At 64.4% G+C, this 11,540-nt stretch carries 13 protein-coding genes; 1 reads left to right on the top strand and 12 read right to left on the bottom strand.

Translation table 11 applies throughout. From position 1 onward, the window contains the following. Nucleotides 1-44 precede the first annotated feature (44 nt). On the bottom strand, nt 45-1,088 hold the full coding sequence (locus tag A9D12_RS11915; protein ID WP_068352116.1) for a rod shape-determining protein: 1,044 nt from the start codon (nt 1,086-1,088) through the stop codon (nt 45-47). 209 nt (nt 1,089-1,297) lie between these two features. Between A9D12_RS11915 and mutL the strand changes: the two genes are divergently transcribed. Further along, nucleotides 1,298-3,154, top strand: a complete 1,857-nt coding sequence (mutL, locus tag A9D12_RS11920; RefSeq protein WP_068352118.1) for a DNA mismatch repair endonuclease MutL — start codon at nt 1,298-1,300, stop codon at nt 3,152-3,154. 11 nt (nt 3,155-3,165) lie between these two features. On the opposite strand, the gene A9D12_RS11925 is transcribed toward mutL, so the two are convergent. The 11 genes from A9D12_RS11925 to A9D12_RS11975 form a co-directional block, all read right to left on the bottom strand. Beyond that, nucleotides 3,166-3,963 (bottom strand): DUF1206 domain-containing protein, encoded by a 798-nt coding sequence (locus A9D12_RS11925; RefSeq protein WP_068352121.1) that lies wholly within the window; start codon nt 3,961-3,963, stop codon nt 3,166-3,168. Between the two features lie 101 nt (nt 3,964-4,064). Further along, nucleotides 4,065-5,270 (bottom strand): alkaline phosphatase family protein, encoded by a 1,206-nt coding sequence (locus A9D12_RS11930; RefSeq protein ID WP_068352123.1) that lies wholly within the window; start codon nt 5,268-5,270, stop codon nt 4,065-4,067. A 39-nt stretch (nt 5,271-5,309) separates the two neighbouring features. Next, complete coding sequence (gene ychF, locus A9D12_RS11935; protein WP_068352125.1) at nt 5,310-6,410, bottom strand: redox-regulated ATPase YchF; 1,101 nt, start codon at nt 6,408-6,410, stop codon at nt 5,310-5,312. An 80-nt stretch (nt 6,411-6,490) separates the two neighbouring features. Continuing rightward, nucleotides 6,491-6,997 carry an AAA family ATPase gene (locus A9D12_RS11940; RefSeq protein WP_068352126.1) on the bottom strand — a complete coding sequence of 169 codons (507 nt, stop codon included), beginning with the start codon at nt 6,995-6,997 and terminating at the stop codon, nt 6,491-6,493. A gap of 73 nt (nt 6,998-7,070) precedes the next feature. Beyond that, nucleotides 7,071-7,301, bottom strand: a complete 231-nt coding sequence (locus tag A9D12_RS11945; protein ID WP_068352127.1) for a PEP-CTERM sorting domain-containing protein — start codon at nt 7,299-7,301, stop codon at nt 7,071-7,073. A gap of 133 nt (nt 7,302-7,434) precedes the next feature. Next, on the bottom strand, nt 7,435-8,016 hold the full coding sequence (pth, locus tag A9D12_RS11950) for an aminoacyl-tRNA hydrolase (RefSeq protein ID WP_068352128.1): 582 nt from the start codon (nt 8,014-8,016) through the stop codon (nt 7,435-7,437). A gap of 102 nt (nt 8,017-8,118) precedes the next feature. Further along, nucleotides 8,119-8,739: a 50S ribosomal protein L25/general stress protein Ctc gene (locus tag A9D12_RS11955; protein ID WP_068352130.1), complete on the bottom strand. Its 621-nt coding sequence runs from the start codon at nt 8,737-8,739 to the stop codon at nt 8,119-8,121. A 134-nt stretch (nt 8,740-8,873) separates the two neighbouring features. Beyond that, nucleotides 8,874-9,818, bottom strand: coding sequence for a TraB/GumN family protein (locus A9D12_RS11960; RefSeq protein WP_068352132.1), 945 nt, complete (start codon nt 9,816-9,818; stop codon nt 8,874-8,876). Nucleotides 9,819-9,831: 13 nt separating this feature from the next. Further along, complete coding sequence (locus A9D12_RS11965; RefSeq protein WP_068352134.1) at nt 9,832-10,839, bottom strand: TraB/GumN family protein; 1,008 nt, start codon at nt 10,837-10,839, stop codon at nt 9,832-9,834. 88 nt (nt 10,840-10,927) lie between these two features. Then, nucleotides 10,928-11,128, bottom strand: a complete 201-nt coding sequence (locus A9D12_RS11970) for a helix-turn-helix transcriptional regulator (protein WP_068352136.1) — start codon at nt 11,126-11,128, stop codon at nt 10,928-10,930. Next, the gene (locus tag A9D12_RS11975) at nt 11,125-11,511 is read right to left on the bottom strand and encodes a hypothetical protein (RefSeq protein ID WP_156522876.1); all 387 of its coding nucleotides are present in this window, start codon (nt 11,509-11,511) and stop codon (nt 11,125-11,127) included. Before A9D12_RS11975 ends, A9D12_RS11970 begins: the two co-directional genes overlap by 4 nt. Nucleotides 11,512-11,540 lie beyond the last annotated feature (29 nt).

Raw genomic sequence — 11,540 nt, forward strand, 5'->3', positions numbered from 1 at the left:
TTACAGTCCCTTCTGCCGCTGCGACCGGCTCATACGCATGCGGATCAGGCGGTCTGCAGCACGCCGCGGTAGATCGGATCTTCCATCGCGCGCCCGGTGCCGATGGCGACGCACAGCAAGGGATCTTCCGCAACCGAAACGGGCAGGCCGGTTTCTTCGCGCAGGTGCTCGTCGAGCCGCCGGATCAAGGCACCGCCGCCAGTGAGCACTATCCCCTGATCAACGATGTCTGCCGCCAATTCGGGCGCGGTGTTTTCCAGCGCAATGCGCACGCCTTCGACGATCGCGCCGATCGGTTCGCTCAGGGCTTCGGCGACATGCGCCTGATTGATCGTGATTTCCTTGGGAACGCCATTGACGAGGTCACGGCCCTTCAGGGTGATGATTTCGCCGATGCCGTCTTCGGGGATCATGGCGATGCCGTAGTCCTTCTTGATACGCTCTGCGGTCGCATCGCCGATCAGCAGGTTGTGGTGTCGGCGCACGTAGGAAACGATCGCTTCGTCCATCTTGTCGCCCCCGGTGCGGACCGAGGTGGTGTAGGCGAGGCCGCGCAAGGACAGCACGGCAACTTCGGTGGTGCCGCCGCCGATATCGACCACCATCGAACCCACGGGTTCGGTCACGGGCATGTCGGCCCCGATCGCGGCGGCCATCGGCTCGAGGATCAGGTGCACGTCCGAAGCGCCCGCATTCGAGGCGGCATCGCGGATCGCGCGGCGTTCGACCGAGGTCGAACCCGAGGGCACGCAGATCACGATTTCGGGATAGCGGAACATCGACTTCTTGCCGTGGACCTTCTGGATGAAGTGCTTGATCATCTGCTCGGCGACCTCGATGTCGGCGATCACGCCGTCGCGCAGCGGGCGGATCGCCTCGATCGTGTCAGGGGTCTTGCCCATCATCATCTTCGCATCGTCGCCCACCGCCTTCACGCGGCGAATGCCATTGATCGTCTCGATCGCGACCACCGAAGGCTCGTTGAGGACGATCCCCTGATCCTGGACATAAACGAGCGTGTTAGCAGTGCCGAGATCGATCGCCATGTTTTGCGAGCCGAACTTGAAGAGATTGGACAGGAAGCTCATCGTGTTTCCAATGTTGGTGGAGGTGGTCGTGGGGGCGCAGGCGTGTCGCAGGACATGACTGAGACACGTTGGCCAGCCGGTTTATGACATGATGCGCCGCGCCTAGCGAATCTACGGACAAAACGCCAAAATATTTGTCCACGGTAGCGGCGATTTTGCACACGGTTGCTCTCGAAAAAGGGGCCGCCTACCGCTAACCTCGGGTGGCAATGCCCGAAATCCGCCGCCTCCCCTCCGATTTGGTCAATCGCATCGCCGCGGGCGAAGTGGTCGAACGGCCCGCAGCCGCGCTGAAGGAGCTGGTCGAGAACGCGATCGATGCCGGCGCGCAGCGAATCGGTGTGGTTCTGTGCGATGGCGGACTGCAGCGGATCGAAGTGGTCGACGATGGCTGCGGCATGGCGCCCGAGGCCATGGCGCTCGCGCTGGAACGGCACGCGACCTCGAAATTGCCCGAATCGCTGATTGGCGCGGAAGGTGCGATCGAGCTGGTGACGACACTGGGTTTCCGCGGCGAAGCCCTGCCCAGCATCGCCAGTGTCGCGCGGCTCACGATCGAAAGCCGCGAGCGGTCGGCAACCGATGGCTGGCGGCGCATCGTCGATCACGGCGCTGTCGTTGCCGATGAACCAGCAGCGCTGCCGCCCGGAACGCGGGTCAGGGTGGAAGACCTTTTTGCCAGAGTGCCTGCGCGGCGCAAATTCCTGCGCACCGCGCGCAGCGAATATGCTGCCTGCCTCGATGTCGTGCGGCGTCTGGCCATGGCGCGTCCCGACATCGGTTTCACGCTGGAAACCGCCACCGACAACGCCCGGCGCACCGTGCTGTCGCTTCAGCCGGGAGAAGCGCTGGACACCCGCGTCGCGCGGATCATCGCGCACGAACTCAAGGACAATTCGGTCCCGATCGAACTCGAGCGCGACACCGTTCACGGCGTGATGCGCCTGACCGGGGTCGCGGGTCTGCCGACCTGGAACCGGGGCGTGGCCGATCATCAGTATCTGTTCGTCAACGGGCGGCCCGTGAAGGATCGCCTGCTGGTGGGCGCGGTGCGCGGCGCCTATGCCGATATGCTGGCGCGCGATCGCCATGCGGTGCTCGCGCTGTTTCTCGATCTGCCGCCTTCGGATGTCGACGTGAATGTACACCCGGCCAAGACTGAAGTGCGGTTTCGCGATTCGGCGGGTGTGCGCGGTTTCATCGTCAGCGGGCTGCGGCATGCGCTTGGCACAGGCGATCGGCGCAGCGCGCAAGGTCCCGACCGCGCAGCAATGGCGCGCTGGGTATCCGAGCCGGTCGCGCCATCATCCGCGCCGATTGCACCGCTGCTTGAAAACGTGTTCCTCAACCGCGATTGGAACGCGCCGCAACCACGCCTCGGCGAAGCCCGCACGTCGTGGGCCGCACCGCTCGCGCAGCCGCAGGGGCGCGCGGAAGAAGCCGTTCCGGTGCCCGCCGAAGCGCAGGCCTATCCGCTCGGGATTGCGCGGGGGCAGGTGGCCAACACCTATATCGTTGCCGAGGCTGCCGATGGGCTGGTTCTGGTGGATCAGCATGCGGCGCACGAACGGCTCGTGCTCGAACGGCTGCGGGCCGCGGGTGCGGAAGAAGCCAACCGCCGCAGCCAGGCGTTGCTGGTTCCCGATGTGGTCGAGATGGACGAGGTCGATTGCGACCGGCTCGAAGATGCGGCGGCTGGTTTCGCACGCTTCGGCTTGGCGATCGAGCGTTTCGGTCCATCGGCGATGCTGGTCCGTGCGCTACCTGCCGCGCTGCCCAATGCGGACAGCGGCGCATTGCTGCGCGATCTTGCCGACGACATCGCCAAGCATGGCAAGCAGGAGGACAGCGGCGCGCTGCTTCTTGCGGAACGGCTCGAACTGGTGCTCGCCACGATGGCCTGCCACGGATCGGTGCGGGCAGGGCGCACGCTCAGCGTTGCCGAAATGAACGCCCTGCTGCGCGAAATGGAGGCGACCCCGCGCTCGGGCCAATGCAATCACGGGCGGCCGACCTGGGTCAAACTCGGCATGGACGATGTCGAGAAGCTGTTCGGTCGCCACTAGATCGGCTTGGATTACCGCGACGCAGCTTTGCGGGCATGCGCCTCGATATCGGGGATCGTGCGATAACGCGCGAGCACGAGGCTGAAGAGCCCGAAGGTCAAAAGGCCGATCGCGACCACGGTCAGCAGCCAGCCCGTTCCGGCAAGCGATGCGACCGCTTCGCCCAGCGTCTTCACATTGCCCGATCCTTCCTTGAAGAACCCGGTCTCGATCAGCGACCAACCGATGATGGTGAAGATGACCGCACGCGTGGCATAGCCGATCCGTCCGATCAGCTTGGTCTGCGACGGGGCAGCGGGCGAGATCTTGTCCATGAACTTCGCCGTGACCGCCTTTTCCGCCTGCGCGAATGCCGCAGCGAAAAAGCCGATGCCGAGGATGCCGATCACCGTGCCGCCAAGGCCGAAGGACAGCACACCCTGTGCCGCTTCGGCAGCGCCATTGCCGCCTCGGCCCGCATCGCGTGTTGCGAACTGGTATGCTGTCCAAGCAAGCGCCAGATGGCCGACGCCGCTGCCGGCATGGCCGATCCGCTGCGCCCAGCCTTTGGCATCCGAACCCTTGTGCTCGATATCGAAGGCGGGGGAGGCGAACCGGAACAGGGCATAGGCGGTGAGCCCGATCACCAGCACCCATAACAGCGCATTGCCGCCCGGGATCGAATCGACGGTTTCGAATATTCCGGCAGTGCCCTGACTGATCTGGCCTAGCGCACCCAGCGCGATAAGCCCCAGCGTGATGTAAAGGATCGCACGGCTGAAATAGCCCACCCGAACCAGCGTTTCGATCTTCCCTGCCTGTCCCGTCACTGCACCGCTCCCATGAATTTGTGGGACGCAAGAGCGTTCAGACAGGCAACTTGTTCCCTTGGTGCCGCAAAGAACCGGCAGATGCCGCGCCAGACGCGAGCTTAACGGCGCAGTGCTGGTTTTACATCGTCCAGTTTGCCATCGGCATCGGCATCGACAGGCAGGCCCAGCACTGCGCGAAGCAGTGCCGCGACGGCGACGTTATCGAACACGGGCAAGGTTGCGCCGCGGGAGAATGCCGGGCCGCTCGCGACGAACAAGGAGAGCATTTCGGGATCGGCATTGTCATATCCGTGCGCGCCGCCCTTGACGGGATAGGCAGACGGTCCGGCAAGGATTGTCCAGCCATTTTCCGCGATGCAGATGATTGCCGCGACCCGCGGGTTGCGTCCGTAATGCAGCCGCTCGGGCAAATCTTCCTTGCGCGTGCAGGTCATGTGTTCGTGCGGCACCAGCAGCGCGGCAGCGACGCGGTCGTCGGTGCCGGTGACAGGCTCGATCGCCGCATAAGGGCCGGTTTCGACCGCGATATAGCTCGCCCGGTCTATCAGTGTGTCGAGCTGGATCACACGGCTTTCATCGGTCGCGCGCATCCCGTGGTCGGCCACGATCACCAGATTGAGCGGCACGCGCATCGCTGCCGCGCCGTCGACCAGTTCGCCGATCCGCGCGTCCACCTCGGCCAGCGCGGCGTTGACTTCGGCGCTGTCGGGACCGAACCGGTGACCCGCCGTGTCGACCGTGTCGAAATAGATCGTCGCGAATTGCGGACGGATCGCCGCCGGGCGCCGCAGCCAGTCGAGCAGCGTGTTGACCCGCTGCACATTGCCGATGTTCTGATCGAAGCGCATCCAGTCGCGCGGACGCAGGTTGCCATAAGCCAGCTCGCTGCCCGGCCAGAACATCGTTGCCGTGCGAAGACCGGCACGTTCGGCCGCGATCCACACCGGCTCGGCCTCGCTCCACCAGAACGGGTCGAGCGCCTGCGTTGCATTGCCAAGGCTGAACATCACGCCCGGCCGGCGCGGGTCGATCATCGAATTCCCGACGATCCCGTTGCGATCGGGCCGCTTGCCGGTGACGATGGCAAAATGATTGGGGAAGGTCTTGGTCGGAAAGCTCGGCCGCATCGGCCCGCTGGCGCCAGTCTTCGCAAGCCGGGCGATGCGCGGGGTAAGGCCGCGATCGATGTAATCGGCGCGAAACCCGTCGATCCCGACCAGAACCGTAACCGGCTGCGCTGCGGTTCTGGCCGACACGGCGGCCGGCACAAGCAGCAATGCTGCCACCATCATAAGGATACGCATGAGCTGGCCTTTACCGGATTGCCGCTGCCATGAAAGCGATCAGACGTTGAACTTGAACATCAGGATGTCGCCGTCTTGGACGACGTATTCCTTGCCTTCCTGCCGCAGCTTGCCTGCTTCCTTCCCGCCCGCTTCGCCGCCGAGGGCGACGTAATCGTCGAAGGCGATGGTTTCGGCCCGGATGAAGCCGCGTTCGAAATCGGAATGGATCTCGCCCGCTGCCTGCGGCGCCTTTGCGCCATCGGGGAAGGTCCATGCGCGGGCTTCCTTGGGGCCGCAGGTGAAGAAGGTCTTGAGGCCCAGCAGCTTGTATCCGGCGCGGATGACGCGCGCGAGACCGCTTTCGGTGAGGCCCAGCGCTTCGAGAAATTCGCCGCGGTCCTCGACCGGCATCGTCACCAAATCGGCTTCGATCGCAGCGGAGACAACCACAGCTTGCGCGCCTTCTGCCGCGGCCTTGGCAAAGACTCTGGCAGAAAGTTCGTTGCCCTCGGCGGCGTCCTCTTCGGCGACGTTACAGACGTAGAGCACGGGCTTCGCGGTAAGCAGCTGCGCCTGACGGAACAGACGCGCTTCTTCCTCGTCATTGGGAACGGTGAGGCGGGCAGGCTTGCCCTCGCGCAACAGATCAAGCGCCTGACCAAGCACGCTGGCCATCGCCTTGGCCTCCTTGTCCCCGGCCGCCCCGCGCTTGGCCGCAGCCGGCACGCGCTTTTCGAGGCTTTCGAGGTCGGACAGCATCAGTTCGGTCTCGACCACTTCGGCATCGGCAATCGGATCGACCTTGTTCGCGACATGCTGGATATCGCCGTCTTCGAAGCAGCGCAGCACGTGGACGATGGCGTCGACTTCGCGGATATTGCCGAGGAACTGGTTGCCGAGGCCTTCGCCCTTGCTCGCGCCCTTCACGAGACCCGCAATGTCGACAAAGCCGAGCTGCGTCTCGATGATCTTGGCGCTCTTGGCGATAGCGGCAATCTGCTGGAGCCGGTCATCGGGCACGGCAACCTGCCCCACATTCGGTTCGATCGTGCAGAAGGGATAGTTGGCCGCTTGCGCAGCCTGCGTCTCGGTGAGCGCATTGAACAAGGTGGATTTGCCCACATTGGGCAGGCCGACGATCCCGCAACGGAAACCCATGATGATTGTGCCTTGGCTATCTGGAAAGCGCAGGCCCTTAGCGCCGGATCGCCGCGATGACCAGTGGGGTGAGGCCGTCGTCAGCCAAGGCCGTTGTCGCGGCGCCAAGCGGCAAGCCGGGCAGGGCTGGTCAGACGCACCAGCGTGCCGCTGAACTGTGACAAGGCCGCCTCGGTGCGCAGGCGTGGGCCGGAATTCCAGTTCATCACATACCAGAAGAAGCCTACATCGAAGCGTTCGGGGCAATCGTCGGGCATGTCAGGGCGCGAGGTGCCGCGCAGGGTGACAATCCGCCGCACCAGTCGCCACAGGCAAAGGGTAACGGGAAAATCGAGATAGATCACGGTGTCTGCCCGCGCGAGCCGAGGGCCGAGCGTGCTACCGTAATTGCCTTCGATCAGCCAGCGATCCTGCGCGACAATTTCGTCAAGCCTTGCCGAGAGCTGCGCCTTGTCGGTTTCGAACCAACCGGGCTGCCAGCCGAGCCTGTCCATGTGCACGAGCGGCAATCCGAGGCTCGGCGCAAGCTCTCGCGCCAGCGTGCTCTTGCCTGCTCCGCACGGGCCGATGATGAGGACGCGGCGCATGGCTACAGTTTCCCGCAAGCTTGGGCCAAGTGCAATGCGCAAAGTCAGGCGCAGGGGTAGGGTGCGCGAAGCTTCAGGACTTGGGCGTATCCTTGCGGCGGCGCTTGGCCAGCAGGATTGCTGCGGCGCCGGCGCCGAACAGCGCGGCCATCGCCGGTTCGGGAACCGCCGTGCCGCCCGAGGAGGTCCCGCCGGAAGTTCCGGTGGGCTCGGTCGGGGTTTCTTTCATGGCATGGGCGGGAACAGCGACCGATGCGGCCGCCATCATGATTGCAAGCGATCCGGAAAACAGCGTGCGGGTCATCGTCTGCCTCTTCGAGAGTTGCAGCCGGCAAGATCATCCTGACGGCGAGACCCCGGTTGTAACGCACAATCGGACGCGTTTCCCGCGGCCTGTCAGAGATGTTGCGAAATGAAACAGAATGGCGAACGCGCCGTTAACCCTGCATCCGCAGCGCGACATCGTTCATGAAGCGAACGTCATCACCCTTGGCCAGCCATTCGGCTTCGGCACCCATCGCACCCAGCATTTCGGCAAGGTCGTCGCCTTCATCCTTGGCAAAATTGCCCAGCACATGGCCGGTGACGCGGTCCTTGTGTCCGGGATGGCCGATGCCGAGCCTGATCCGGCGATAGTCGGGTGCGCCGAGGCTGGCGCAATGCTGGTCGATCGATCGCAGGCCATTGTGCCCGGCGTGCCCGCCGCCCTGCTTCACCTTGACCTTGAAGGGGGCAAGGTCGAGTTCGTCGTGGAACACGGTCAACACATCGGTGCCCAGCTTGTAGAACCGCAGCGCCTCACCGACACTGCGCCCGCTTTCGTTCATGAAGGTGGCGGGCTTGAGCAGCAGCACTTTCTGGCTGCCGATGCGCCCCTCCTGCGCCCATCCGCTGAATTTCGTCTGCACCGGGCCGAAGCTGTGCATGTCGGCGATAACGTCGAGCGCCATGAAGCCGACATTGTGCCGGTGCAGCGCATAGCGCGGTCCGGGATTTCCGAGGCCGACCCAGATTTGCATCACATGCTCCTATGGCGCAGCCTCTACGGCACGGCAGCCCAAAACGAAACGCCGGACTTCCTGCGAAGCCCGGCGTTCGAAAATCGTCGCAGAGGCGAGCGCTTATTCGGCGCCAGCCGCTTCGGCGTCGTCCGCGTCGCCTTCGCTGCTCTTCAGCGCCGAGGGGGCGACGATGGTGGCGATGGTGAAGTCGCGATCGGTGATCGCGCTGCTGACCTTGCTGGGCAGCTTCACTTCGCTGATGTGGATCGAATCGCCGACATCCTTGCCGGTGACGTCGATCTCGATCTGGTCAGGGATCGCGTTGTTCGGGCACACGAGCTCAAGCTCGTGACGCACGACATTGAGAACGCCGCCCTTCTTGAGGCCGGGCGAAGCGTCTTCGTTGGTGAACACCACGGGCACCTGCACGGTGACTTCCGAATTGCCCGAGAGGCGCAGGAAATCGACGTGGACCGGGCGGTCGGTCACCGGGTGGAACGCGACATCCTTGGGCAGCGTGCGAACGGTCTTGCCATCGATCTCGATGTTGACGATCGAATTCATGAAGTGACCGGTGCCGAGTTGGCGAACCAGTTCCTTCTGTTCGACGTGGATCATGACAGGTTCTTCCTTGCCGCCATAAATGACAGCAGGTGTCCGACCATCGCGACGAAGTGCACGGGAGGCTCCCTTGCCAGCCCGTTCGCGCGATTCAGCCGGCAGGGTAAGAGTCTCGCTCATACGAATGCCTTTCGAATGCATGTTTGAAAAATAACCATCCGGTGCAAGCCGCCTCCAGGGATGACCGGGAATGCACCGAAGCGCGGGCCCTTAGAGGCAGATCGCGCGATTGGCAACCGGTTTGCCGTAGCGCCTCAGCGCTGTTCGATGCGCCGGACGCGGTAGCCTTGCGCCGCAAGCAGCGCGGCGAGGCCGTCGGGCCCGACCAGATGCGCCGCGCCAACTGCGATCAGCGGGCGGGGCTCGGTGCGCAGCACCGGCAACAAGGCCGCAGCCCAGCGGCGATTGCGCGCCGTCAACAACGCCTCGCGAAGATCAGGATCAGCCAGAATGCCTTCGCGCGAGGCGGTTTCGATCGCTTCCGCATCGCCCGCAGCCCAAGCCCGTTGCAACCGTTCGGGATCCTTGTCCGCCGCGGCGCTTTCGGCAATCACCGCAGCCAGCATGGTGCGTTGCCGGGCTTCGGGCAGGCGGTCGAATATCGCGAGCTGCCCGGCTGCGCCTTCAAGCTCGGAAACGCGGCGATCGGCAAAATCATTGATCAGCGCTCGATCGACCCCGTTGGCCGGGTCGCCCGCCGCATCGACCCGTGCGAGCGCGAGGGCAACTGCCCAGGTTTCGGTCGAGGCAAAATCCTCGTCGCTGAGGCCGCCGCGGTGCATCAGCGCGGCAAGCGGCGCGCGCTGGGCGGCGGGCACCCGATCGGCGAGCGCGGGCAGGGAGGGGCTGGTGGCAAGCTGCGCAAACGTCGTGCCCAGTGCCGCCGTGTCGCCGAGCGTTGCAACCTCGACCACCAGCACATCGGCCTCGTCGATCGCGCGCTGGACTGCCGCAGTCCGCCAGTCGATGCCATCGGGAAGGGCGTGGATGGTTCCCACCATCCAGCCCTCCACCGTGCCATCGGCCGCAGCAAGTTCATAGAGCAGCGGTGCGGGCGGGTCGCGGTCCGCGTCTGCCTCGCTGCGCCCGTCGCTGCACCCGGACAGGCCAAGCACCAGTGCGGGGATGATGAGCGCGGCGATCCAGCGCCGCAGCCGGGCACCTGCCGGGGGGTGCCGTGATCTGCCGGGAATGGCCATGATGCCGTGCCCCTTACTTGACCCGCGTGGTCTCGATCCGCTTCTTGGCAAGGTAATCCTGCACGCTCCGCTCACCCGCCAGATGGCCTGCGCCGACCGCAACGAACACGGTGCCCGGCGTTTCCAGACGCTTGCCGATCCACTCGGCCCAATTGGCGTTGCGATTGTAGAGCAGGGCTTCGGCGACCTTGGGATCATCGAGGCCTTCGTTCATCACCTCGGCAAGTGCCTCCGGCTCACCCTTGACCCATGCGGACACCATGCGGTCGATCATCGCCTTGCCTTCGTCCATGCTGGTGGCGGCCTCCATCATGAAGGCGATCTGCGCATCCTGCGGCATCCCATCGAAGATGCCGAGCTGGAACGCGGCGGTTTCAAGCGCGTCCTTCTGCTTGTCGCCCGTCTTGGTGAGCAGCACCTTTTCCGTGCCGCTGGCAAGATCATAACCCTGCAACGTGAGCGGCAGGATCGACAGCGTCAGGCCGACCATCCAGGGCTTCATGCGATCGAACTGAGCAGCCAGCGCATCGGCGGGTTTCGGCACCAGGCCTTTGGCCTTGGCATCCTCGTATCCGGCGCGCGCCTCGGCCGGGAGCGCGGCGAGCTGCTGGGCTTCGATGCGCGGGCCAAGGTCTGCGAGTGCGGCTTCGTATTGCTGCTTCTGCTCACCGGTCAGGAGGCTGCGCAGTGTGGTGCCTTCGGGCAGCACGCCCAGCGTCTGGGACAGCTGCGCCATCTGCGCCTCGCTGGCGGGATCCATCGGGATTTCGGTCACCAGCGTGTCGGAGGCCTCGAACGCTTTGGCGATCGTGGGCGTGTACCACACGACATCCTTGGGCAGCACATGGACCGTGCCGAAAAGGTAAATCGTGGTGTCCTCGTCGGCGACCTTCCACAGGGCAGGGCCCCTGCCTGCGGGGGCTGTCGCCGCCGCATCCGTCCCGGCTTCGGCTGCGGCGGGATGCGCGCCGAACAGCGCAAGCGGCAGGGCGGTGATCGAAAGCAGGGTGCGCAGTGTCATGGAACGTCTCCTCGATTTTGCATTGAGTGGGAAAAGATTGCGGGATTGCAAGCTTATGCTTGCCGGTGAAGTCATGCGGGCGTGCAGATCAACTGTCTGAAGCATCGTCAAAAATCTCCTCGATCGGCATGGCGAACAGCCGCGCGATGCGGAACGCGAGGGGGAGGGAGGGGTCGTGCTTTCCTGTCTCGATCGCGTTCACCGCCTGGCGCGACACGTCCAGCCGTCCGGCGAGTTCTGCCTGCGACCAATTGCGCTCGGCACGCAGCACCTTGAGCCGGTTCCTCAACGCAGCCCCCTGATCCAGCGGGTATGAAAGCCCAGATAGAATGCCGCTATCGCCCCGAACCCCGCGATCTCGGCCGGGATATCCTGACCCGAGCCATTGCCCCTGAAGCCGTCATACACCCCTTCAAGAAACGGCAGCGCGATCAGACCGATGACCACCGCGGCAAAGGCCAGCGCGGTTCCTGCCTGCCACAAAGTCTCGATATATTCGTCACGAAAACGCGGGAGAAGCATCACGATCAACGGTGCCACCATCACCCCGATGCTAAAGCCCTTGGCAAAATCGGGCCAGTCCAACGCGAAGGCAAGGCAAGTGCACACCGTGGCGAGCCCTCCGATGTGGGCCATGGTCAGATAGATCATGGTTCGTTTCTCGCTCGTCATCGCAGTTCCTTTTTGTCAGGTATGCCTGA

The sequence above is a fragment of the Erythrobacter neustonensis genome (assembly GCF_001663175.1).
GTDB lineage: Bacteria > Pseudomonadota > Alphaproteobacteria > Sphingomonadales > Sphingomonadaceae > Erythrobacter > Erythrobacter neustonensis.

What these genes read in the sequence shown, in the direction of transcription:
- A9D12_RS11915 (WP_068352116.1), bottom strand. Translation starts at nt 1,088, where the DNA reads ATGAGCTTCCTGTCCAATCTCTTCAAGTTCGGCTCGCAAAACATGGCG.
- mutL (WP_068352118.1), top strand. Translation starts at nt 1,298, where the DNA reads ATGCCCGAAATCCGCCGCCTCCCCTCCGATTTGGTCAATCGCATCGCC.
- A9D12_RS11930 (WP_068352123.1), bottom strand. Translation starts at nt 5,270, where the DNA reads ATGCGTATCCTTATGATGGTGGCAGCATTGCTGCTTGTGCCGGCCGCC.
- ychF (WP_068352125.1), bottom strand. Translation starts at nt 6,410, where the DNA reads ATGGGTTTCCGTTGCGGGATCGTCGGCCTGCCCAATGTGGGCAAATCC.
- A9D12_RS11940 (WP_068352126.1), bottom strand. Translation starts at nt 6,997, where the DNA reads ATGCGCCGCGTCCTCATCATCGGCCCGTGCGGAGCAGGCAAGAGCACG.
- A9D12_RS11945 (WP_068352127.1), bottom strand. Translation starts at nt 7,301, where the DNA reads ATGACCCGCACGCTGTTTTCCGGATCGCTTGCAATCATGATGGCGGCC.
- pth (WP_068352128.1), bottom strand. Translation starts at nt 8,016, where the DNA reads ATGCAAATCTGGGTCGGCCTCGGAAATCCCGGACCGCGCTATGCGCTG.
- A9D12_RS11955 (WP_068352130.1), bottom strand. Translation starts at nt 8,739, where the DNA reads ATGAGCGAGACTCTTACCCTGCCGGCTGAATCGCGCGAACGGGCTGGC.
- A9D12_RS11960 (WP_068352132.1), bottom strand. Translation starts at nt 9,818, where the DNA reads ATGGCCATTCCCGGCAGATCACGGCACCCCCCGGCAGGTGCCCGGCTG.
- A9D12_RS11965 (WP_068352134.1), bottom strand. Translation starts at nt 10,839, where the DNA reads ATGACACTGCGCACCCTGCTTTCGATCACCGCCCTGCCGCTTGCGCTG.
- A9D12_RS11975 (WP_156522876.1), bottom strand. Translation starts at nt 11,511, where the DNA reads ATGACGAGCGAGAAACGAACCATGATCTATCTGACCATGGCCCACATC.